Source organism: Microseira wollei NIES-4236 (genome assembly GCF_020521235.1).
Classification (GTDB): Bacteria; Cyanobacteriota; Cyanobacteriia; order Cyanobacteriales; family Aerosakkonemataceae; genus Microseira; species Microseira wollei.
This window is the reverse complement of sequence record NZ_BLAY01000063.1, coordinates 16,144-39,951: the sequence shown is the minus strand read 5'-3', so window position 1 is coordinate 39,951 and position 23,808 is coordinate 16,144. Positions and strand designations below refer to the sequence as shown.

Sequence of the window (23,808 nt, the reverse complement as noted above, 5' to 3'; positions counted from 1 at the left end):
TATGACGCTGAATCACCACCGCTGTAAGGCAGAAATATTAGTTGTTGACGATCGCCCTGCCAACTTAAAATTGTTAATCAATATTTTACGAGAAAATGGGTACAAAGTTAGACCTGTTCCCGACGGGATTTTAGCAATAGAAGCGGTGAGGAAAAGCAAGCCAGATTTGATATTACTCGATATTCTCATGCCCAATATAGACGGGTATGAAGTGTGTAAACAACTTAAATCTGACCCGGAAACAGAAAATATTCCGATCATTTTCTTAAGCGCGCTCTCTGAAGGTTTAGATAAAGCCAAAGCGTTTCAAGTAGGCGGGGCAGACTACATTACCAAACCCTTTCAAATCGAGGAAGTATTAGCGCGGGTGAACAATCAACTCACCCTGAAGTCTTTGCAAGCACAACTACAGGAAAAAAATCAACAATTAACCGAGCAGAATTCCCGACTGAAAAAAGAAATACGAGATCGCAGACAAGCGGAGATGGAAATTCGCCTGCTTTTGGCAAGTTCCCACGCCATCCATCGCGCCCCCGACTTGCACGCCGCCTTTAACGATATCCTCAAAATGATCTGTCAAAGTTTGCAATGGGATTTAGCAGAGACGTGGATTCCCAACGCCGATGGCACAATCTTAGAATGCAGTGAAGGTTGTTATTTAAAAGATGCCAGTCTTTCAGACTATCGACAAAAAAGCAAGCGATTAACCTTTGCACCCGGAGAAGGAATTCCCGGTCGAATTTGGCGCTCAAAGCGTCCCGAATGGATTGAAAATCTTTCTCTTGTAGATGGGGCAGCTTTCATCCGAGTTGAAATCGCAGCAAGGGTGGGATTAAAAGCAGCTTTTGGCGTGCCGATATTGGCTCATGAAAAAGTCCTAGCGATTTGGATTTTCTATCAAAAACAAGCCAGTGCTTATCAATCCCGGATGGTGGAATTAGTGCAAGCAGTTGCCACCCAATTAGGAGCGTTAGTCCAGCGCAAGCAAGCAGAAGACGCCTTACGCATTGCCGAACAACGATATCACAGCATCGTTGAAAACGCGATTGATGGCATATTTCAATCAACGCCAGAAGGACGGTATTTGAGCGTTAATCCAGCATTGGCAAGGATTTATGGTTACGCTTCTCCAGAAGAGTTAATGCTTGCCATGAAAAACATTAACGAGCAATTATATGTTGACCCCAAGCGACGCAACGAATTTATCGCCGCCATCGAACTTGATGGAGCTGTATCTGGGTTTGAATCTCTGATTTATCGTCAAGATGGAAAGCAAATTTGGATCTCGGAAAATGCGCGCGCGGTGAGAGATTCTACCGGCAGGTTACTATACTATGAAGGCACGGTATCTGATATTACCGAACGCAAGCTGGCACAACAAGCCTTGGAATTGCAAAAAGCTCAGACCGAAAGATTGCTGCTGAATATTTTGCCCCAATCCATCGCCACGCGCCTGAAAGCTGGGGAAACGCCGATTGCCGACCAATTTGAAGCAGTGAGCGTATTGTTTGCCGATCTAGTGGGATTTACCAACTTTTCCGCGCAACAGACACCAGCAGAATTGGTAGAAATACTGAATGCAATTTTTTCGGAATTCGATCGCTTAGCAGAAAAGCATCGGTTGGAAAAAATTAAAACGATTGGGGATGCTTATATGGTAGTGGGAGGATTGCCCGTACCGCGTCCCAATTATGATGAAGCGATCGCTCAAATGGCACTCGACATGCTGGGTGGAATTAACCGACTCAACGCCAAGACAAACCAAGCATTTCAAGTGCGGATCGGCATCAACATCGGTACCGTCATCGCCGGAGTCATCGGCAAAAGCAAATTTATCTACGACCTTTGGGGCGATACCGTCAACGTTGCCTCGCGCATGGAGTCTAGCGGAATGCCGGGAAAAATTCAAGTCAGCGCTGCCACCTACGAATGCTTAAAAGATCGGTTTGAATTTGAAGAACGGGGGATAATAGAGGTTAAAGGTAAAGGAGAAATGCTTACCTACTGGTTGAAAGGAAGGCATTGATAAACAAACTGTATGAACTTAACATCCAGCAACAATTATAAGGGAAATATTTTAATCGTTGACGATACAATATCGAACTTACGCTTATTAGTCAATCTCTTGCGGGAAAATGGCTATAAAGTTCGACCAGTTACCGATGGCAACTTGGCGTTAGAGGCGATTCAAGAAAAGCATCCCGACTTAATCTTGCTGGATATTATCATGCCGGATTTGTCTGGCTACGAAATTTGCCAAACTTTGAAAGCTAACCCGAAAACCAGAGAGATTCCCGTGATTTTCTTGAGTGGACTTTCTGAGGGGTTAGACAAAAGCAAAGCCTTTCAAATCGGCGGGGAAGATTACATTACCAAACCATTTCAAGTCGAGGAAGTATTGGCGAGGGTAGCTCTTCAACTCACCAGGCGAGCGCTGCAAGCTCAACTGCAACAAAAAAACCAACTGTTGAGTCAACAAAACGCTCAGTTACAACTCTTACTAAAAGCCACACAAGCAATTAATTCTGCCCCCAACCTTGACGCCGCTTTAGAAAAAATTCTCGCTTTAGTGTGCCAAACCATCGGATGGGATTTGGGCGAAGCTTGGGTGGTCAATTCAGATAGATTTGTCCTCGAACGCAGTTGGGGTTGGTATGCCAACGAGGGGAGGCTCGAAGAATTTCATCTGTTCAGCAAAACGTTGATATTTCGCCCTAACGAGGGGATGCCGGGGCGAATTTGGGCAACCAAACAACCTGAATGGATACAGGATATTTCCCAACAAGACGTGCAAGTTTTTCCCCGTTGCCATTTAGCTGCCACTGTGGGACTAAAAGCGGCATTTGGAGTTCCCATTCTCTTCGATAACCAAGTTCTTGCCATTCTGATATTTTTTAGCAAAAAAATTCCCACACCTGAAGATCGTTCCCTGGAATTGGTGAATGCGATCGCCACCCAGTTGGGGTCGTTCGTGGAGCGAAAACAAGCGGAAACCGCACTTTTTGCCGCGAACCAAAAACTAGCGTTACTCGCTAGTTTAGATGAATTAACAGCTGTTGCCAACCGCCGTTATTTTAACGAACACCTGGCACGAGAATGGAGCAGATTAAAACGAGAGCAAATACCCCTGTCGTTGATTCTGTGCGATATTGATTATTTCAAACGCTATAACGACTACTACGGACATTTAGCTGGGGATGTCACTTTAAAGCAGGTGGCACAAGCAATTAGAAAAGTTCTCAAGCGTCCAGCAGATTTGGTGGCGCGTTACGGGGGCGAAGAATTTGTCATCCTCCTACCGAACACATCGATGGCAGGAGCGATGCAAGTTGGGGAATTAATCCGACAACAAGTGCAACAACTCAAAATTCCCCATGCCCAATCTTTAGTCAGCGATTATGTTACTTTGAGTTTAGGAATTAGTAGTTTAGTACCCAGTTTGAAAGAGTCGCCAGAAGTGTTAATCAAAATGGCAGATGAGGCACTTTATGCAGCAAAAAGACAAGGGCGAAATATTGCGGTTGCTCGTCAAGTTGTCCTGGATTGATACAATTGTTAATTGCTAATTGCTAATGGCTAATTGGTAATTGGTAATTCAGAACTTACCCAGAGACTTTAAATGTAGGGTGCGTTAGACGAGAGTACGGCACCATCAACACCTAATTGCTAATGCTTTGGAATTAGCCATTAGCCATTAGCTATTAGCAATTGATAACATTACCTTCGGGATGCAAAGTTTTGCAACATTAAATCAATAAATATTTTAATATCCTTGCCAAAAACGCGGTTTTGTGAAATTGCCGTCGTTTGTAGAATTATCCGCGCCAAAAATGGTGGAACGTCATCAGCGCCTGACAAAAGAGTGAGTTTTAATCCCTCAAATCCGATAGCTTCACAAGTTCCTCAAATTTGTTGTCTACCTTGAGAGTGAGCCAGATCGGTCATGGGTCAGCACTCAGGGGTAAACTGACAACTGACTAAGGGCAAATGACGAGGTATAAAAGTCACTGACCCCGCTCGCGAGCGAGATGGGGCTTGCCAGAGGAAGATTTACCCCCTTCCGAATGCAAGACTAAAACAGTGTCTAGCCAATTAGACTGAACCATCTGGGAGTGGTATCCCGAAAAACGTTGAGAACGCCTGCCTAATTTTCAACCGCTTTGATGGTCAGTGGCGAAGGGATATATACACCTAGAAATAGGACTTATCGTAAATGTTTGTCCCAGTAGTAGACCAAAATAACCGTCCGCTAATGCCAACGACACCAAGTAGGGCTAAACGTTGGATTAGATCGGGCAAGGTTACACCATTCTTTAAAAAGGGGGTGTTTTGTGTTAGATTAAATCAAGAACCATCTAACAGAAATACTCAACCTATAGCCCTTGGAGTTGACCCTGGAAGCAAGCGTGAGGGGTTTACTGTAAAGTCACAGGCTCACACATACCTAAACATCCAAACTCATGCTGTTGACTGGGTAAAAGACCATGTAGAAGCGCGTCGTAACATGCGGCGATTTCGTCGATATCGCAATACTCCATGCCGTCAAAACCGCAAAAATCGGTTAGTGAATAAGCAAAAGTTACCACCGTCAACTAAAGCTAGATGGCAATGGAAGTTACGGATTTGCAAGTGGTTAACTTTAATGTTTCCAGTTTCAACTTTTGTTGTTGAAGATATTAAAGCGAGAACCTGGAAGGGGGCACGAAAGTGGAATGTAATGTTTAGTCCTTTAGAAGTTGGGAAAAAGTGGTTATACTCCGAGCTAGAAAGACTTGCTCACCTAGAGATAAAAACGGGCAATGAGACTTACGAAATGCGGCAAAGCTTGGGATTGAAAAAATATAAAAACAAGCTTTACAGTAAGTTTGACGCTCATTGTGTTGATTCTTGGGTGCTAGCTAATTGGTTCGTGGGTGGACATATTCAACCTGACAATACTGAGATAGTTGAGATTGTCCCTCTTGAGTTTCATAGAAGACGATTGCATAGATTGCATCACGCCAAAGGGCATGTTCGCACTAGATATGGTGGGACAATAAGTGCTGGTTTTAAGCGGGGTTCAGTTGTAAAGCACCCCAAATATAGTTTCTGTTACGTCGGTGGCTGGCAAAAATCACCAACCAAAAAAGACCCGAACAGGAAAACAATTAGCTTGCATCATTTAAGCACGGGGAAAAGATTGACTCAAAAGGCCAATCCATTGGATTGCAAATTTTTGAGTTACAACTCGTGGCGCATAGTTTGACGGCGCTTAAAACCGCCCTTGCGTTTTTCCTCGACGGGCACGCTCGCCGCATGGTTTCCTAAACGAACGGAGATTTTCAGATGAACAAGAGAACATTTGCAACGATAGATGGCAACGAAGCAGTTGCCCAAGTCGCTTATCGACTCAATGAAGCGATCGCAATCTACCCGATCACCCCTTCAACTCCGATGGGCGAATGGGCGGATGCCTGGGCATCTGAAGGCAAACCGAATCTCTGGGGTACCGTTCCCTCGATCATCGAGATGCAGAGTGAAGGGGGCGTAGCGGGTGCAATCCACGGCGCGCTACAGACGGGTTCCCTCGCCACTACGTTCACGGCGTCCCAGGGATTATTGTTGATGATCCCAAACATGTATAAAATTGCCGGAGAACTTACGCCTTGCGTATTCCACATCGCCGCGCGCAGTCTCGCCGCCCAAGGGCTTTCGATTTTCGGCGATCACAGCGACGTGATGGCAGCGCGTGCCACCGGATGGGCGATGCTGTGTGCCGCGTCCGTGCAAGAAGCCCATGACTTTGCATTAATTGCTACGCGAGCCTCCTTAGAATCGCGGATTCCTTTCGTGCATTTCTTTGATGGGTTTAGGACATCCCACGAAGTGCAGAAAGTGGAAATTTTGACTTCGGACGACTTGACTTCGCAAATACCGGCAGAATTGGTATTGGCGATGCGCGATCGCGCCCTCACCCCGGATCGTCCCGTCATTCGCGGCACGGCACAAAACCCGGATGTCTACTTCCAAGCAAGGGAAACCGTCAATCCTTTCTATCTCGCCTGTCCGGATATAGTTCAAAAAGTAATGGATGAATTTGCCACACTCACCGGGCGGCAATACCAATTATTTGAATACCACGGAGATCCAGAACCAGAACGAGTCATTATATTGATGGGTTCCGGTTGCGAAACCGTTCACGAAACCGTAGATTACCTCAACAATAAAGGCGAAAAAGTCGGCGTCCTCAAAGTACGGTTGTATCGTCCCTTTGATGCGAAACGATTTGTAGAAGCTTTGCCAGAAACTATCAAGAGTATCGCCGTTTTAGACCGGACTAAAGAACCCGGTAGTGCAGGCGAACCCCTTTATCTCGATGTAGTTAACGCCCTGTTTGAATATGCAGGTGAGCAGGTGAGCAAACGAGCAGGTGAGCAGTCTTTTCACTTGCCCAAAGTCGTCGGTGGACGTTACGGGTTATCTTCAAAAGAATTTAACCCGGCAATGGTTAAAGCCGTTTTTGATAACCTCGCCGCCGCCGCACCCAAGAATCACTTTACCGTGGGGATTAACGATGACGTTACCCACACCAGCTTAGACTACGACCGCGAATTTTCTATCGAACCCGATAGCGTTGTTAGGGCTATTTTCTACGGTTTGGGTTCGGATGGCACCGTCGGCGCGAACAAAAACTCGATCAAAATTATCGGCGAAGAAACCGATAACTACGCCCAAGGTTACTTTGTCTACGACTCCAAGAAATCCGGGTCGGTTACCGTTTCTCACCTGCGATTTGGGCCGGAATTAATTCGCTCGACCTACTTGGTGGATAAAGCCAACTTTGTCGCCTGTCACCAATGGGAATTTGTGGAAAAATTCCCGATTCTCAAAGAAATCGTGCCGGGGGGAACATTCCTACTGAATTCTCCTTACGCTGCCGATGAAGTTTGGCAGAAACTGCCCAAATCGGTACAAGAGCAAATCATCGAGAAGCAACTGAAAGTTTATGGGATCAACGCCTCTAAAGTTGCCCGCGAAGCTGGGATGGGCGGACGCATTAACACGGTAATGCAAGTTTGTTTCTTCGCAGTTTCTGGAGTGCTGCCGCGAGAAGAAGCGATCGAGCAAATTAAGAAATCGATTCGCAAGACATACGGCAAGAAAGGCGAAGAAATCGTGCAGATGAATATCAAAGCCGTGGATCAAACCCTGGCAAATCTGTACGAAGTTGGTAAAGGAGAACAAAACCAATTACCAATTACCAATTACCAATCACCAATTCCCGATACCGCACCCGCGTTTGTGCGCGAAGTTTTAGGCAAGATGATTGCGCGGGAAGGGGATGATTTACCCGTTAGCGCATTGCCTTGTGATGGGACTTTCCCCAGCGGTACTACTAAATGGGAAAAACGCAACATTGCCGCAGAAATTCCCGTTTGGGACCCGAATGTTTGCGTGCAATGCGGTAAATGCGTCATGGTGTGTCCCCATAGTGTAATTCGCAGCAAGGTTTACGAACCAGAACAACTGGAAAATGCACCGGAAACCTTCAAGAGTAATAACGCGAAAGACCACGATTGGAAAGGTTTAAAATTCACCATCCAAGTCGCGGCAGAAGATTGTACCGGATGCGGCGTCTGCGTCGATGTTTGTCCGGCTAAGAATAAGTCGGAACCGAAACTGAAGGCGATTAATATGGAACCGCAATTGCCATTGCGGGAACAAGAACGGGAGAATTGGGATTACTTCTTAAGTCTTCCCAATCCGGATCGGCGGGAATTGAAGCTGACAAAAATTGGTCAGCAACAAATGCAAGAACCGCTGTTTGAATTTTCCGGTGCTTGTGGGGGATGCGGCGAGACGCCGTATCTGAAATTAGTGAGTCAATTGTTTGGCGATCGCATGTTAGTCGCCAACGCCACCGGGTGTTCTTCCATCTACGGCGGTAACCTGCCAACAACCCCTTGGACCCACAACGCCGAAGGACGCGGACCCGCTTGGTCGAACAGTCTATTTGAAGATAACGCCGAATTCGGATTGGGTTTCCGCGTCTCGATCGACAAACATACCGAATTTGCTGCCGAATTGCTCAAACAATTGGCAACAGAAATCGGCGAATCCCTCGCCACAGATATCTTAAACGCCGAACAAAAAGACGAAGCAGATATTTGGGAACAACGAGAACGAGTTGCCCAGTTGAAACAACGCCTCGATCAACTGCTTAATTCCGAACTAGATCCAAATCTAAAATACAAACTCCAAAATCTGAAATCCCTCGCGGATTATCTGGTCAAAAAGAGCGTCTGGATTATTGGCGGTGACGGTTGGGCATATGATATCGGTTACGGCGGTTTAGACCACGTTTTAGCCAGCGGACGTAACGTCAATATCCTCGTATTGGATACCGAAGTTTATTCCAATACCGGCGGACAAATGTCCAAATCTACTCCACGGGCAGCAGTGGCTAAATTTGCCGCCGGAGGAAAACCCGCAGCTAAGAAAGATTTGGGTTTAATTGCCATGACATATGGCAACGTTTACGTCGCCAGCGTCGCCATGGGTGCGAGGGACGAACACACTTTGAAAGCGTTCCTAGAAGCAGAAGCATATGACGGACCATCGCTGATTATTGCTTATTCCCATTGCATTGCCCACGGTATCAACATGATGACCGGAATGCAACAACAAAAAGCAGCAGTAGAATCCGGTCGTTGGTTGCTTTATCGGTATAATCCAGACCGCGCCAAACTAGGAGAAAATCCGCTGCAATTAGATAGCCGTTCTCCTCGTTTTCCAGTCGAACAATCGATGTACAACGAGAACCGTTTCAACATGTTAAGGCGCAGCAAACCAGAGGATGCGAAACGGTTACTAGAAGCAGCGCAGTCAGATGTAAATACCCGTTGGCAAATGTATCAATATCTAGCTGCAAGGCAGTTAGAAAAACCCTCCAACGGACACGGAAACGGTAATGGATCAAACGGTGAATCAAAAGAAGCCAAGGAAGTTGTGAAATCGACTGAAGGGTAATAGCTAATAGTTAATTGCTAATTGGTAATCGAAAAACCCAATTAGCAATTAGCAATGAGCAATTAGCAATTAACGAGAAACAGCAATGAATTCAACAACCCCATCGCTATCTGAAGTAGAAATTCCCCCCGGTTACCTCAATATTATGGGCTACGTTGACGAATCAGAAGTCAATGGTCCAGGGTGTCGCGCCGTGGTGTGGGTACAAGGTTGCAAGCGAGAATGTGCCGGATGTTTTAATCCCGCTTCTTGGTCGTTTGAAATTAACCAATTAATTGCGGTGGATGAACTGGCAGAGCAAATTTTAAGCAATCCCCGCAACTCAGGCGTCACTTTTTCGGGAGGAGAACCCTTTCTGCAAGCAACCGCCCTCGCTCAATTAGCCAAAAAATTAAAAGCAGCGGGTCTGAATGTCATGTCTTTTAGCGGGTATACTTTGCCAGAATTGCAAGGCGAAAATGCACCCGAAGGAGCAAGAGAATTACTCGAACAATTAGACATTTTAGTCGATGGCCCTTACGTGGAATCTTTGGCAATTAATTCTCCCGATTCGCCCGTCTCTTCGCGCAATCAGCGGGTACGGGTATTGAATCCAGCTTTTGAAGATAAAATCACCTGGGCAAGCGACCAAGTAGAAATTCACATTTTCAAAGATGGAACCCGTCTGATTACTGGTTTTCGAGGACAAATGGGTTTAAGTGAATGAGCGAGAGAGTTGAGATATGGACTTACGCAGCGACACTAAATATGGTGCTAATAGTTAATTGCTAATTGGTAATATAAAAAAACTTAGCAATTAGCAATTAGCAATTAGCAATTACCGATAAAAGGAGCGTAGTTTATGAAGATATTAACGATTTTAGGAAGCCCAAAAAAACATGGTAACACTGCCACAGTGTTGAAACAGTTTGAAGATTTGGTCGCTCCCTTGCATCAAGTGGAACGGATTAACCTTACAGACTACAAGATCAACGGTTGCTTGGGATGTAATGTTTGCCAGGAAAACATGGATGAACCGGGATGCGTGCAAAAAGATGATGCGCTAGAGATTCTCAATCGCATAATCACTGCGGATGTTGTTGTTTACGCCACACCGTTATATGCCTGGTCTTTTTCGGCTCAAATGAAAGCCTTACTTGACCGGCATTACTGTTTGGTTAAATCGAAGGATCATCAAATCATCCATACACTAGGTACGGGGAAGCAAACTGCACTCTTGGTGACTTGCGCCGGACCAGTGGAACAAAATGCCGACCTGATTCAAGAGATATTTGACCGCATGATGGCGTATAGTCGCTGTCACGTGATTGGCAAATACGTCGTTCCTTTCTGCACTACGCCAGATGAATTGGGCGCAAAAGCAGCAACTTTTGCCAAACAAATGGCGCGAGAGATTGCCGGGGTAAACGCTGACAGCCAAATTCTCTCACCAGCGTGCTAGCTAATGATGAGAATTGTCTGGAAAATAGGCAGGTTTTGCAGGTGATCTTCGGAGCAGGTGTGAGGTATTTTAATTCAATTTTGGGGCAGGCGGGACGCCTACCCCACAAGCAAAAATTAACTCTTGTGGGATGGGCATCCTGCCCGTCAGAAGCTAGAAAAAACACGTCTGATTTTTTATTTCTTTTTCGCTGAATGTCTGACTATTTTTACAAGGAGGATTTATGAAACAGAACTTACGCAAGGGCGTTGCCAGAAACCCGGTTTCTTCGTCGCTCTCTCGAAACCAAACCAACGATTTTTTGGCTCGCCCTTTGTTTCTTTGCGTTACGGACGATGGGAAGCAGTAATTATGTGGATAATTCAAAAGAACGGGAGTTCAGCCACAGCGAGAAAGGAGCTTACACTAGCGATGATGTTCCTAAGAGGCATTGTTATTTGGCTGGTTTTGATGTTTGCTGAAATCCTGCATGGGACTGCTCGTACTCTATGGCTTGCGCCCTATGTGGGTGATTTCCGGGCGCGTCAAATTTCAGTTTTCACCGGGTCAATTCTGATGTTGATTATCGCTATTGCTTTTGTGCGAGCGCTCCATGCTTCTCGTGCTTCTCAATTGCTAGCCATTGGACTATTATGGCTGCTGCTGACCATTGCCTTCGAGATTGGTTTGGGGCGCTTCGTTTTTGCCTATTCCTGGGAGCGAATCGCTTCTGAATATAACTTGCTTGCAGGTGGATTAATGCCCATTGGTTTAGTCGTTCTCACTTTATCTCCTTTAATCGCTGGCAAGGTGCGGGGAGTTATTGACTGATATGAATCAAAACGCTCAGAAGGATAATTCTGCCATGCCGCGTCTATCGATATGCCACGAGAGGAAATCCCATCATGACTCGCGAATTCGACCTCAATACTATTACCGGACTTGCTGAAACAGAAGCGACTTATAGGTTGAAGCACGAAGGTTATAACGAACTTCCTTCAACCAAGCAGCGCGGTATTTTGGCGATCGCATCCGAAGTCGTCCAAGAACCCATTTTCTTGCTGCTAGTTGCTTGCGGCGCGATTTATATGTTTTTGGGTGAAATACAGGACGCGCTGATTTTACTCGGCTTTGTCTTCTTTATCATGGGTATCACCCTTTATCAAGAACACAAAACTGAAAGAGCATTAGAAGCATTGCGAGATTTATCCAGTCCTCGCGCTTCAGTCATCCGAGATGGCAAACAAAAACGCATTGCCGGTCGGGAAGTTGTGCGGGACGATATTATCATTTTGGCAGAAGGCGATCGCGTCCCCGCCGATGCGGTTCTCCTATCTTCTAGCAACCTCACCGTCGATGAATCTTTATTGACTGGCGAATCCCTACCCGTCCGCAAAGTCGCCGTCGATTTGGGATGGGAACAACAATCCAATCATCTAAAATCTCTTCGTCCTGGTGGGGAGAATTTGGCGCTTGTCTACTCCGGCACGTTGGTCGTCACCGGACAGGGAATTGCTCAGGTACAAGCAACTGGAATTAAAACCGAACTTGGCAAAATTGGCAAAGCTTTACAAACTGTAGAACCGGAACCCACTTTATTACAAAAAGAAACCACACAACTGGTTAGTAAGCTGGCAATTATTGCCATTTCTATCTGCATACTCGTCGGGGTGCTTTACGGACTGACGCGGGGAGATTGGTTAAACGGATTTTTAGCTGCACTTGCTTTAGCAATGGCAATTTTGCCGAATGAATTTCCCGTGGTTGTCACTATCTTTTTGGCTTTGGGTGCGTGGCGCATTTCGCAAAAACAAGTGTTGGCGCGGCGAATGCCAGCGGTTGAAACTTTGGGGTCAGCGACAGTATTGTGCGTGGATAAAACAGGTACGCTGACCTTGAACCAAATGTCAGTCAGACAGATGTTTGCTCAAGGTGAAGTTTACGATCTAAATTTGCACGAGCAAGAAGAGTTGCCGGAAACCTTCCACCAGTTAGTAGAATTCAGCATTTTGGCAAGTCAAAAAGACCCCTTCGATCCGATGGAAAAAGCGTTTAAAAATTTCGGCGATCGCTACCTTGCCAATACCGAACACCTGCATAACGACTGGACGCTGATCCGCGAATATCCCCTCTCGAATAACTTGCTGGCAATGTCCCACGTTTGGCAATCGCCCGATGGTATAAACTATATCATTGCTGCTAAGGGCGCACCGGAAGCGATCGCTTCTTTGTGTCACTTTACCCCAGACCAAATCCAGGAACTTTCGCCACAAATCAGCGGCATGGCTGAGGCTGGTTTGCGCGTCCTGGGTGTCGCTAAAGCCTATTTTCAACCAACCGATCTCCCAGTCGAACAGCACGATTTCGACTTCGAGTTTTTAGGTTTGGTGGGACTCGCCGATCCCGTCCGTCCAACGGTTGCCAAGGCAATTCAAGAATGCTACACCGCTGGCATCAAGGTAATAATGATTACTGGCGACTATCCCGGTACTGCCCAAAATATTGCCAGACAAATCGGTCTCGCGTCCACCGATGGCATCATTACCGGGTCCCAATTAGACCAAATGGAGGATGCAGAATTACAGCGGCGGATGAAGCAGATCAATATTTTTGCCCGGGTTGTACCGGAACAAAAGTTACGCATCGTTAACGCCCTTAAAAATAACGGCGAAATTGTCGCCATGACCGGCGATGGCGTCAACGACGCACCCGCTTTAAAATCAGCCCATATCGGCATTGCAATGGGAGGAAGGGGAACTGATGTGGCACGCGAGGCGGCAGATTTAGTATTGCTTGACGATGACTTTTCTTCGATTGTGCAAGCAGTTAAACTCGGTCGCCGCATCTTTGATAATCTTAAAAAAGCGATGGCTTATACTCTAGCCGTTCACGTTCCGATTGCCGGGATGTCCCTAATTCCGGTATTGTTTAAATGGCCTTTGGTATTATTGCCAATTCACATCGCGTTTTTGCACTTAATTATCGACCCCGCTTGTTCGGTTGTCTTTGAAGCAGAACCGGAAGAAGCTAACGCAATGCGCCGTCCGCCGCGCAATCCCAAAGAACCGCTATTTAGCCAGCGGATGTTAAGCTTAAGCTTGCTGCAAGGTGGGGGAATATTGCTCGTGCTGCTGGCGGTTTTTGCCACTGCTTTGTATCGCGGTCAAGGGGAATTAGACGCCCGCGCCCTCACTTTTACTACCCTAATTGTTGCCAACCTCGGCTTGATCTTAACCAATCGCTCTTGGTCTAGAACCATCGGGGATACTTTGGGTTCTCCCAATATGGCCTTGTGGTGGGTGTTAGGGGGTGCGATCGCTTTTCTCGGCGGTATTCTTTACGTGCCTTTCTTGCGCGGTTTGTACCGCTTTTCCTTTCTACATCCGATTGATTTAGCAATCTGTTTAGCGGCAGGAATCGTCAGTATTTTATGGTTTGAGAGGTTGAAAATTTTGAACAGAAAACATCAAGTTTTTACGAGTTAATGCAGAACGAAGGAGAAACGAGCATGGATTTAACTACTACTTACATGGGATTGACGCTGCGATCGCCTCTAGTCCCATCCGCCGCAGCACCATTAACAGAAAATATCGCTAATGTCAAGCGGATGGAAGATGCGGGTGCAGGGGCAATTGTTTTGCATTCCTTATTTGAGGAACAAATCCGGCAAGAACGCTACGAATTGCACCACCATCTAACTTACGGCACCGAAAGTTTTGCCGAAGCCCTCACTTATTTTCCCGAACCAGAAATCTTTCACGTGGGCGTAGAAGAATACCTGAATCACATCCGCATGGCTAAACAAATGGTAGGTATTCCTATCATTGCTAGCCTCAACGGTTCCACCGTCGGCGGCTGGATCGACTACGCCCAACAAATCGAACAAGCAGGCGCAGATGCACTGGAATTAAATATTTATTACGTCCCCACTGACATGTCAATGACCGGCTACGAGGTCGAGCAAAACTATATCGATATCCTTCGTGCTGTGAAGACGGTGGTGAAAATTCCAGTGGCGGTTAAGCTTAGCCCTTTCTTCAGCAATATGGCAAATATGGCTAAAAGATTGACAGAAGCTGGGGCGAATGGGCTGGTACTATTTAATCGGTTCTATCAACCAGATATCAATCTAGAAATGCTGGAGGTTGAACCCAATGTTTTGTTAAGTACTCCGCAAGCAATGCGCCTACCAATGCGCTGGATTGCAATTCTCTACGGTCGCATTAATGCTAGCTTGGCGGCTACTAGCGGCATCCACAAAGCACCGGATGTGCTGAAAATGCTGATGGCGGGTGCGAGCGTTACCATGCTTTGTTCCGTCCTGCTGCGCCACGGTATCGAACACATTCGAGTTATCGAGCAAGAAATGCGCGAATGGATGGAAAAACACGAATACGAATCTGTCAAGCAAATGCAGGGTAGCATGAGCCAGCAAAACTGTCCCGACAAGAGTGCTTTTGAACGGGCGCAGTATATGCGATCGATTCAAAGTTATAAACCCGAATCGGTAATGGCTAATGGCTAATGGCTAATGGCTAATGGTTAATGGCTAATGGCTAATGGCTAATGGCTAATGGTTAATGGCTAATGGTTAATGGCTAATGGCTAATGGTTAATGGCTAATGGTTAATGGTTAATGGCTAATGGCTAATGGTTAATGGCTAATGGCTAATGGCTAATGGTTAATGGCTAATTTTAGATTTTAAATGGCTCTGAAATTAGCAATTAGCAATTAGCAATTAGCAATTAGCAATTAGCAATTACCAATTACCAATTACCAATTACCAATCATCAATCACCAATCACCTAAACATATGAAACCGCAAAAACGGATTGGCATTCTCACTAGCGGCGGGGACTGTCCCGGACTCAACTTTGTGATTCGTGCTGTGGTTAGACACGCGACGCTGACCTATGATTGGGAAGTTGTGGGCATTCCTTACGCTACGCAAGGACTCCTCGAAGGCAAGACGATGCTGTTGAATTGCCACGGTTTAGATCTGCACGGTATCGATCCTTTGCTGAGTCTGGGCGGCACTATTTTGGGCAGTATCAATAAAGGAGATACCTTAGCGCAAGCGAGCCAAATTCTTGCTAGTTACGAGAAGTTAGGATTAGATGCCCTGATTGCGGTGGGTGGCGATGGTAGCTTGATGATTCTTCACGAGTTAGCTTTGCAGGGCAATTGGAATTTTGTCGGAATTCCCAAGACAATTGATAACGACGTGGCGCAAACGGTTTGGTCGGTCGGGTTTGATACTGCGGTAAATACGGTTGTTGATGCGCTTAACCGCCTAATTTATACCGCTGCCAGTCACGATCGCGTGATGATTGTAGAAGTGATGGGACGCAAGGCGGGACATTTGGCGCTTCATTCTGGCATTGCGGGGGGTGCAGATTGTATTATCATTCCCGAAATTCCCTATTCGATTCAAGGGATTTGCAACCATTTGGCAGAATTGCGCAATCGCTGGGGACACCGTTTTGCAATCCTTGTCGTTGCGGAAGGCGCTAAAGTAGCAACCGATACCAAGGATTGCGAAAACGTTTGCCAACCCAATCAAAAGCCAAACTGCGGCATGGGACAATATATCGCCGATCAAATTATTCGCTGCACTAACAATCAAATTGACGTGCGAACTTCCGTTTTGGGGCATATTCAACGGGGCGGTCTTCCCTCTGCTTTAGACCGCTTGTTGGCGACAGCTTTTGGCAAAGTTGCCGTGGACATGGTGGCGCAAGAAAAATACAACTGCATTGTTACTTGGCAAAATGGACAAGTCGTGCCAATGCCGATCGAAGAAGTATTGCGCCAAAGTCCGACAGGTGTAGATCCTAACGGGTATTTAGTTCAAACTGCTCGCGCTTTGGGTGTCTATTTGGGCGATACTCAATAGACCTCTGGCAACAATACCTGGGGCAGGCTTTTCGGCCCACCCCACAAGAGTTTTTTTGCCTTGTGGGGTGGGCCGAAAAGCCCGCTCATAAGTTGGTGGAAAAGCGACTTTTGCCAGAAGTCTATTGCTATTTTATCCGGATTTTGTGGTTTGTTTGCGTAATATATTTAATTGAAACGTTTAAGAAACCCGGTTTTTTTAGTAAAAAAACCGGGTTTCTGGCATCAAAGAGCGTATGATCTTGGAGTAGATTTGATAACCCTCGCACCGCCTGCAACAAATGATTTTACCCAAGGAAGACGAACTCAAAAAAGTTTCAGATGTGGACATAGCAGGTTTCGTGACATCCTCTAACAGCTTATGCGGTTAACCCACAAAAGCTACAAGCACCGAAAGCACCTTTTGGTGTCATGACCCTCAAAACGTAGCTTTCGCTCAGGCTGGCTATCTGTCGGGTGGATGCGCTAGTTGTCCAGTTTTGTCCACTGTTTGATTGATAGCTGTACCCTTTCTATCTGGTATGTGCGACTCTAGACATACCATATTACTGGGGGGATTAACTTGTGGAGATCAAAACCGACGAATACAGCATCTACTACGATCCAGAAACTGCAACCGTTTTCTTTCTAGGGATGTTGCGGTTAAACGGTATAGAAGAATACCAGCAAGTCATATATCTGCTGAATAAGACTGCGGAACAGACCTCAGGGTTTACCCTGGATCTGCGGCAACTAGAATTTCTCAACAGTTCCGGTATCAGTATGCTGTCGATGTTTGCGATCCAAATGCGTCAGAAACCGAACGTGCAGCTGACCTTGCTAGGAGCGAGCAGAATTGCTTGGCAGATGCGAAGTCTCAGGAATCTACAGCGACTAATGCCGAGTTTGCAGTTAGAGTTTGCATAATTAAAGCATGGCGGACACTAACTTCAACACCGATGAGCGGCAACAACTTCTAGCAGAGATCGCGCGTCTGCGACTGGAAAATGCGCGCTTCTTGCGGGAAAACAGCGATCTTCAGATGACGCTGTTGACCACCGCAGAACATGGAGATGCGATTGAAGCGCAGTTGTTCGACGCCAACGAGAAACTGCGCGCAGAAATCGCCCAACGCCAGCTAGCTCAGGCAGCGTTGCAGCAGATTCTGGAAACTGTTTCCAGAGACAAGGCAGACTTGGAACTAATCTTGCAAACGACCACCCAGCACGGCGATTTTATCGAGTACGAGCTTTACACCCAGGCAGTGGAGTCGGTGCGCCAGAGCGAGGACTTGCTGCGAGCGATCGCCGAATCTACTCCGGTGCTGATGTTCTTGACACAACGGCAAGATGGTGTTATAACCTACGCCAACTCAACCGCGAGCCAGCAACTCGGCATTGAAGCCAGTGGGATACTTGGTCACTATCTGCGAGAATTCTACGCCAATCCCGCCGAAGAGGAGAACTTGTTGCGCCTGTTAGAACAGCAGGGATACGTGCGAGACTACGAACTTCAGATAAATTGCGCTTCGGGTAGGAAAATCTGGGTATCGGCTTCGATTCATCCATTGCCCCTCGATGGGCGCCATACGCTGTTAACGACGTTATACGATATCAGCGATCGCAAGCAAGCACAAGAAATTCTCACCGGATACACCCAGGAATTAGAACGCCAGGTAGAACACCGCACCGCCGAGTTGCGTTCTGCTACCGAACGACTCGAATATCTCCTCTCATCGAGTGCGGCGGTGATTTATAGCTGCAAAGCGACCGCAGATTTCGGCATGACTTTTATCAGCCAGAATGTCAGCCAATTGGTGGGTTACGAGGCGCCAGAATTGATCGCAGATTCTGGCTTCTGGTATCGCCAGATTCACCCGGAAGATGTGGAGCGCGTTTTAGAAGAATTAACAACGTACCTATTTTCAGAAGGCTTACACACCTGCGAATATCGATTTCGACACCAAAACGGAACTTACCGCTGGATGTGCGATCGCATTAGGTTAATCCGCGACGCTGATGGGTTACCGATTGAGTGTATTGGTTGCTTGATCGATATCACCAAGCGCAAACACGCAGAGGAAGCTTTGCAAGAAAGCCTGCAACGGGAAAAAGCGCTTTCCACCGCGATCGAAAAAATGCGCCAAACCTTGGACATCGAAACGATATTTGCCACCACAACAGAAGAATTGCGTCAAGCGATTAAATGCGATCGCGTCTTACTCTATCGATTCAATCCAGACTGGAGCGGTGAGTTTGTCGCCGAGTCGGTTAGTCAGAAATGGCCTTCGCTGTTGCAGCGCTCTGACCGGGCGAGCTTAAATAATGCTATATCACACAAAGATTGTGTTGTCAAAAACTTAAGTAATACGAATTCGCTCCACGATACTTATTTGCAACAAACCCAAGGAGGCGTCTACAGTCAAGGAATTCATTACCTCGCAGTTCCAGATATTTATCAAGCAGGATTCAATGCTTGTTATCTCAAACTTTTAGAGCGATTGCAAGCCAGATCCTACATCACGGTTCCCATCTTTTGTGGCGATAAACTTTGGGGATTGCTCGCAACTTATCAAAATCAAAAGCCCCGTCAATGGAAAGAAACAGAAATTAATGTGGTCGTCCACTTCGGCAATCAACTAGGAGTGGCTTTGCAGCAGGCAGAATTACTCGCCAAAACCAGACAGCAATCAGAAGCCTTACAACAAGCTGTATTAGCCGCCGATACCGCCAATCGTTCTAAAAGCGAATTTCTCGCCAATATGAGTCACGAATTGAGAACCCCGCTCAATGCCATTCTCGGCTTTAGCCAAATAATGAATCGGGATAAATCTCTATCTTTAGAAAATCAGAAAAACTTAGCTATTATCAATCGCGCTGGCGAACATTTACTTGGATTAATCGACGATATTTTAGAAGTTTCCAAAATCGAAGCAGGCCGAGTCACCTTCAATGAAAGCAGTTTTGACTTGTTCCAACTGCTAGATAATTTATATAAAATGTTGCAACTAAGAACTGATGACAAAGGCTTGCAACTGCTTTTTGAATATAGCTCCAACATTCCTCAATACGTGCGAACTGATGAAGGAAAATTACGTCAAGTTTTGCTCAACCTTCTGGGAAATGCCATCAAATTTACATCTTATGGCGGCGTGACATTGCGCGTCAAATCTGAGCAGGTGAGCCAGGGAGCAGGTGAGAATGTAAATTCAAATTCACCCATTACCCATGACCCTCGTTCCCTGGATCTGGTTGGGAACGAGGCAGAGTCAGGCAACGAAAATGGACAAATTACCCATGACCCTCGTTCCCAGGCAGTGCCTGGGAACGAGGCAGAGCCTGGGAACGAGGCAGATCCAGGGAACGCCATTACCAATTACCGCTTATGTTTTGAAGTTGAAGACACTGGCTCCGGCATTGCTGCTGAAGAAATTCACCTGTTATTTGAACCCTTCGGACAAACAGCAACGGGGAGAAAATCTGGGCAAGGAACGGGTTTAGGTTTACCAATTAGCCAAAAATACATACACTTAATGGGGGGAAACATTATAGTCAGCAGTACCCCAGGCAAAGGAAGCTTATTCGCCTTTGATATTAAAATCAGTTTAGCTGACACGGCGCTTGTTCAAACAAATAGGTCACAACAAAAAGTCCTTCGTTTATCCAACAACCAACCAGAATATCGCATTTTAGTCGTTGATGATGTTTGGGAAAGCCGGATTTTGTTAGTAAAATTACTAACATCAATCGGCTTTTCTGTGTGCGAAGCCGAAAACGGTCAAGAGGCAATAGAAACCTGGGAAAATTGGCAACCTCATTTAATCTTAATGGATATACGGATGCCGGTAATAGATGGTTACGAAGCAACTAGACAAATTAGAACCCAGGAGCAAAAACGACGGGAAGGCTCGTCAATTACACTTGACCAATTACCAATTAGCAAAACTATAATTTTTGCTTTAACGGCTAGTGCTTTTGAAGAACAGCGACAAAAAATTTTATTAGCGGGGTGCGATGATTTTATTCGCAAGCCACTGCAAACGGAAATCTTCCTTGAAAAAATTAGACAATATCTCAACGTTAAATATGATTACGAACAAGAAACCAGCGGCACAGAAGCTCAAACTAAGAAAGTAGGCAAATTTTTATCCGAAGCCGATTATCAGCGTCGCTTATCTCAAATGCCACCCGCATGGGTAAAAAAAGTTTATGAGGCTGCATCTGAATGCTGCGACGATGTTATTTTGGAGTTGATTGAGGAAATTCCAGCCGAACAGGCAGCTTTAGCAAATGCTCTGACGGATTTAATCGAAAACTTCCAGTTTAAAAAAATTATCCAATTGACTAAAAACTTGGCGGTTAAATCGCAATAAAATTAGGTAATTGCTAATGGCTAATTGCTAATTGCTAATTGCTAATTGCTAATTGCTCGCTTGCCCCTACAGGTCGTAATTCCGATGCAACGGTCAACGATATTACACTGCGTTAAGGCACCATACATATAGAGATGTTGCGTAATATCATGTCCTCTTGCAACGGTTGTGTAACTGCTAATAGCTAATCGCTAATGGCTGCTCTGGAGGCAATTGAAAAGCGAGCAATTAGCAATTAGCCATTAGCCATCCATACACTACCGATCTCTCGCGGACATGATATAAGTCCTGTCACCAATTAACAATTAGCAATTAGCAATTACCAATTACCCTTTGAACGATCGCTGTAAAGCAGCGATCAATTCCTTGGCGGTGAAGGGTTTGGGTAAAAACTGTTTGACGCCGCTACTTGTGGCATTTGCGATCGCATCGGTAGAAGTCAACCCACTCATAGCGATAATCTCAACTTGCGGGTTCATTTTTCTTAACGTGCGACTGGCGATCGTACCATCCATCGTCGGCATCATCATATCCATCAACACCAGAGAAATTTCATCCATGTGTTCGGCGTATTCTGCGATCGCTTCAATCCCATCGCTGGCAGTCAAAACTCTATAATTGTGGCTTTCTAGAGTAGCTTTAGTAATCTCGCGAATCGCCGCTTCATCATCCACCACTAATATTAATTCCCCATTACCTGAGAATAATTCCAACTCGATTGCTGTTTGCATCAAGGTGTCCTCGCTAGCAGGCAAGTACACCTTAAATTCACTCCCCACGCCTACCTGACTCGATACTTCTACAAAACCGCCGTGACTTTTAACAATACCCAGTACCGTAGATAAACCCAATCCCGTGCCTTTACCTACTTCTTTGGTGGTGAAAAACGGGTCAAAAATGCGATCGATAATTTCTGGAGGGATGCCAACACCCGTATCGCTGACTGTAATGACAACCTTCGCACCCACTGTAGCTTCAACGTTCATCCTGGCATAGCTTTCATCGATGTGAAGGTTAGTGCCGCTAATGCTCAAAGTCCCCCCGTGCGGCATGGCATCGCGTCCATTCACGACTAGGTTCATAAACACCTGATGCAGTTGCGTTGCATCGGCAGAAACAGTCCATAATTCTGAGGGGATATCAGATTCAATTTCAATCGTTTTGGGAAACGTGCGTTTGGCAATTTGTTCGATATCTAAAAGCAAGTGCTTCAGTTGCACGCTCGTGCGCTTTCCTTCCGCTCCCCGCGCAAATGATAGAATTTGCTTCACCAAATCCGCGCCTCTTTTGGCATTCGTTTCTAGCATCAAAAGCATCCGCTGACTTTGTTCGTCGAGGTGGGGAAGTTTGAGGGGTAGCAGTTGCGCCACGGCGAGAACCGGCGTCAAAATATTGTTGAGGTCGTGGGCAATTCCGCTCGCAAGAGTCCCCAGACTTTCTAACCGTTGAGCGCGTAAAAATTTCGCTTCCAGTTGTTTTTTCTCGGTGATATCCGTATCGACGATCAAAATAGATTTGGGATTTCCCGCTTCATCCCGCACCAGCGTCCAATGGCTTTCTACCAGGATTTCTTTACCATCTTTTGTGACTTTATGCAACTCGCCTTGCCACGCCCCCGACTCGATAGTAGTTTTCAATGCTACTTCCTGTTGAGTTGGATCTTTCTTGGATAAAAGATCTTGGGTATTTTTCAGCAGTACTTCTTCTGGTTTCCAACCGTATAAGCGTTCTGCACCTTTATTCCAGAATAGAATTCGGTTGTCTAAATCTTTGACAAAAATGGCATCGGTTGCCACATCTAGCAAAGCCGCTTGTTCGCGGATTTTCTGTTCGGCTTGCTTGTATTCTAGAATCATTTTTGCGTTCTCTAAAGCAACCGCAGCGCTAGCAGCCAAACCTTCCAACAGAGTGATGTCGCGATCGCTAAATCGGTCATACTCTTTGTTGTGCAACTCCAAACAGCCGAGCAACTCATCTTTGCGGCTAAAAATCGGCACGATCGCCAGATTTTTCACCCCCAAAGATCGTTGCATTTCCCCAACATAAGGATCGAGCGCCGTATCGTTGGTAAAATAAGGCATCTTTGTCTGCATCAACCAACCCGCAATACCTCCTTTTCCCGGAGCGAAAGTGAAATTGAGCGGGCGTATTTGTCCCTTTTGATGGTATTCTGTGAAGGTCATTTTCCCTTCGATTACCAATCCGGCAGCTCCAGCGCTTGCTCCTACTAATTCCATTGCCGCCGCGATTAAAGTTCCCAGCACTGCCGGTATTTTCAGCACCGTATTAATCTTGCGAGTGGCGCGGGAGAGGACTTCCAACTGGTGCGTGCGCCGCAGTAAAGATTCTTCTGACTGCTTGCGTTCGCTAATATCTTCTGCAATCCCCCCCAAGTACCAAACTTCTCCCCGTTCATCCGGGATGGCAAAACTCCGATCCCAAATCCACCGCACCGACCCATCCGGCTGCAAGATGCGATATTCTACATTGGTGGGCTTGCCCTGGATTTGTTGCTCTAGCTTCCACCGCACAACCTCCCTATCCTCTGGATAAACTGCCTCGATCCAGGAATCAGGGCGATCGCGCAGACTCTCTGCCCCTCGACCCCAGATTTTTTCATACGCAGGGCTAGTGTAAAAATTATTACTTGAATCAGGTGTTGCCATCCAGACGGCTGCCTGGAGATTTTCAGCCAAAGATCTAAACTTCGCCTCGCTTTGGCGCAATTGCAGCTCGATCCGCTTGCGCTCGATGGCGTAGCGCATGGCACGCGCCAACAAATTGCCATACACCTGCCCTTTTACCAGATAATCCTGCGCCCCCTCCTGCATCGCCCGCATTGCCAGGGTTTCATCATCTAAACTCGTCAGCACGACAATCGGAATGTTAGGAGCGTAACGGCGAATCTTGACAAAAGTGTCGAACCCCTGGCTATCTGGCAGCGAAAGGTCTAAAAGAATAATATCAAAGCTTTCTACGTCGAGACATTTCATTCCCTCCTCTAGCAACTCTACCTGTTTGATGTCGAACTGGGCCGTGGTAACCTCGTCTAAGTACTCCTGCAACAGACGCGCATCAGGGGGGTTATCTTCGACTAACAAAACTTTGATCGATTGCTTTGCCATAGGAATT

Annotated in this window: 13 protein-coding genes; 12 read left to right on the top strand and 1 reads right to left on the bottom strand. The window is 46.3% G+C overall.

Going from position 1 to position 23,808, the window contains the following annotated elements:
- Position 1 precedes the first annotated feature (1 nt).
- From MiSe_RS20910 to MiSe_RS20855, 12 genes are all read left to right on the top strand, one after another.
- Positions 2-2,026 (top strand): adenylate/guanylate cyclase domain-containing protein, encoded by a 2,025-nt coding sequence (locus tag MiSe_RS20910; RefSeq protein WP_226584581.1) that lies wholly within the window; start codon positions 2-4, stop codon positions 2,024-2,026.
- A 12-nt stretch (positions 2,027-2,038) separates the two neighbouring features.
- On the top strand, positions 2,039-3,547 hold the full coding sequence (locus tag MiSe_RS20905) for a GGDEF domain-containing response regulator (protein WP_226584579.1): 1,509 nt from the start codon (positions 2,039-2,041) through the stop codon (positions 3,545-3,547).
- A 666-nt stretch (positions 3,548-4,213) separates the two neighbouring features.
- Positions 4,214-5,245, top strand: coding sequence for an RRXRR domain-containing protein (locus MiSe_RS20900; RefSeq protein WP_226584577.1), 1,032 nt, complete (start codon positions 4,214-4,216; stop codon positions 5,243-5,245).
- 80 nt (positions 5,246-5,325) lie between these two features.
- Entirely contained in the window at positions 5,326-9,009 is a 3,684-nt protein-coding gene (nifJ, locus tag MiSe_RS20895; protein WP_226584575.1) for a pyruvate:ferredoxin (flavodoxin) oxidoreductase, read from the top strand.
- Positions 9,010-9,094: 85 nt separating this feature from the next.
- The gene (locus MiSe_RS20890) at positions 9,095-9,715 is read left to right on the top strand and encodes a 4Fe-4S single cluster domain-containing protein (protein WP_226584573.1); all 621 of its coding nucleotides are present in this window, start codon (positions 9,095-9,097) and stop codon (positions 9,713-9,715) included.
- Between the two features lie 135 nt (positions 9,716-9,850).
- Positions 9,851-10,450 carry a flavodoxin family protein gene (locus MiSe_RS20885; protein WP_226584571.1) on the top strand — a complete coding sequence of 200 codons (600 nt, stop codon included), beginning with the start codon at positions 9,851-9,853 and terminating at the stop codon, positions 10,448-10,450.
- A 123-nt stretch (positions 10,451-10,573) separates the two neighbouring features.
- Positions 10,574-11,260, top strand: a complete 687-nt coding sequence (locus tag MiSe_RS20880; RefSeq protein ID WP_226584570.1) for a hypothetical protein — start codon at positions 10,574-10,576, stop codon at positions 11,258-11,260.
- Between the two features lie 74 nt (positions 11,261-11,334).
- Complete coding sequence (locus tag MiSe_RS20875; RefSeq protein WP_226584568.1) at positions 11,335-13,914, top strand: cation-translocating P-type ATPase; 2,580 nt, start codon at positions 11,335-11,337, stop codon at positions 13,912-13,914.
- A 23-nt stretch (positions 13,915-13,937) separates the two neighbouring features.
- Positions 13,938-14,954, top strand: coding sequence for a dihydroorotate dehydrogenase-like protein (locus tag MiSe_RS20870; RefSeq protein WP_226584565.1), 1,017 nt, complete (start codon positions 13,938-13,940; stop codon positions 14,952-14,954).
- Positions 14,955-15,243: 289 nt separating this feature from the next.
- Complete coding sequence (locus MiSe_RS20865; RefSeq protein ID WP_226584562.1) at positions 15,244-16,326, top strand: ATP-dependent 6-phosphofructokinase; 1,083 nt, start codon at positions 15,244-15,246, stop codon at positions 16,324-16,326.
- A gap of 563 nt (positions 16,327-16,889) precedes the next feature.
- Complete coding sequence (locus MiSe_RS20860) at positions 16,890-17,231, top strand: slr1659 superfamily regulator (protein WP_226584560.1); 342 nt, start codon at positions 16,890-16,892, stop codon at positions 17,229-17,231.
- A gap of 7 nt (positions 17,232-17,238) precedes the next feature.
- Positions 17,239-20,676 carry a PAS domain S-box protein gene (locus MiSe_RS20855; RefSeq protein WP_226584557.1) on the top strand — a complete coding sequence of 1,146 codons (3,438 nt, stop codon included), beginning with the start codon at positions 17,239-17,241 and terminating at the stop codon, positions 20,674-20,676.
- Between the two features lie 326 nt (positions 20,677-21,002).
- Here MiSe_RS20855 and MiSe_RS52100 read toward each other — a convergent pair whose 3' ends face one another.
- Entirely contained in the window at positions 21,003-23,801 is a 2,799-nt protein-coding gene (locus tag MiSe_RS52100) for a response regulator (RefSeq protein ID WP_307731487.1), read from the bottom strand.
- Between the last annotated feature and the right edge of the window lie 7 nt (positions 23,802-23,808).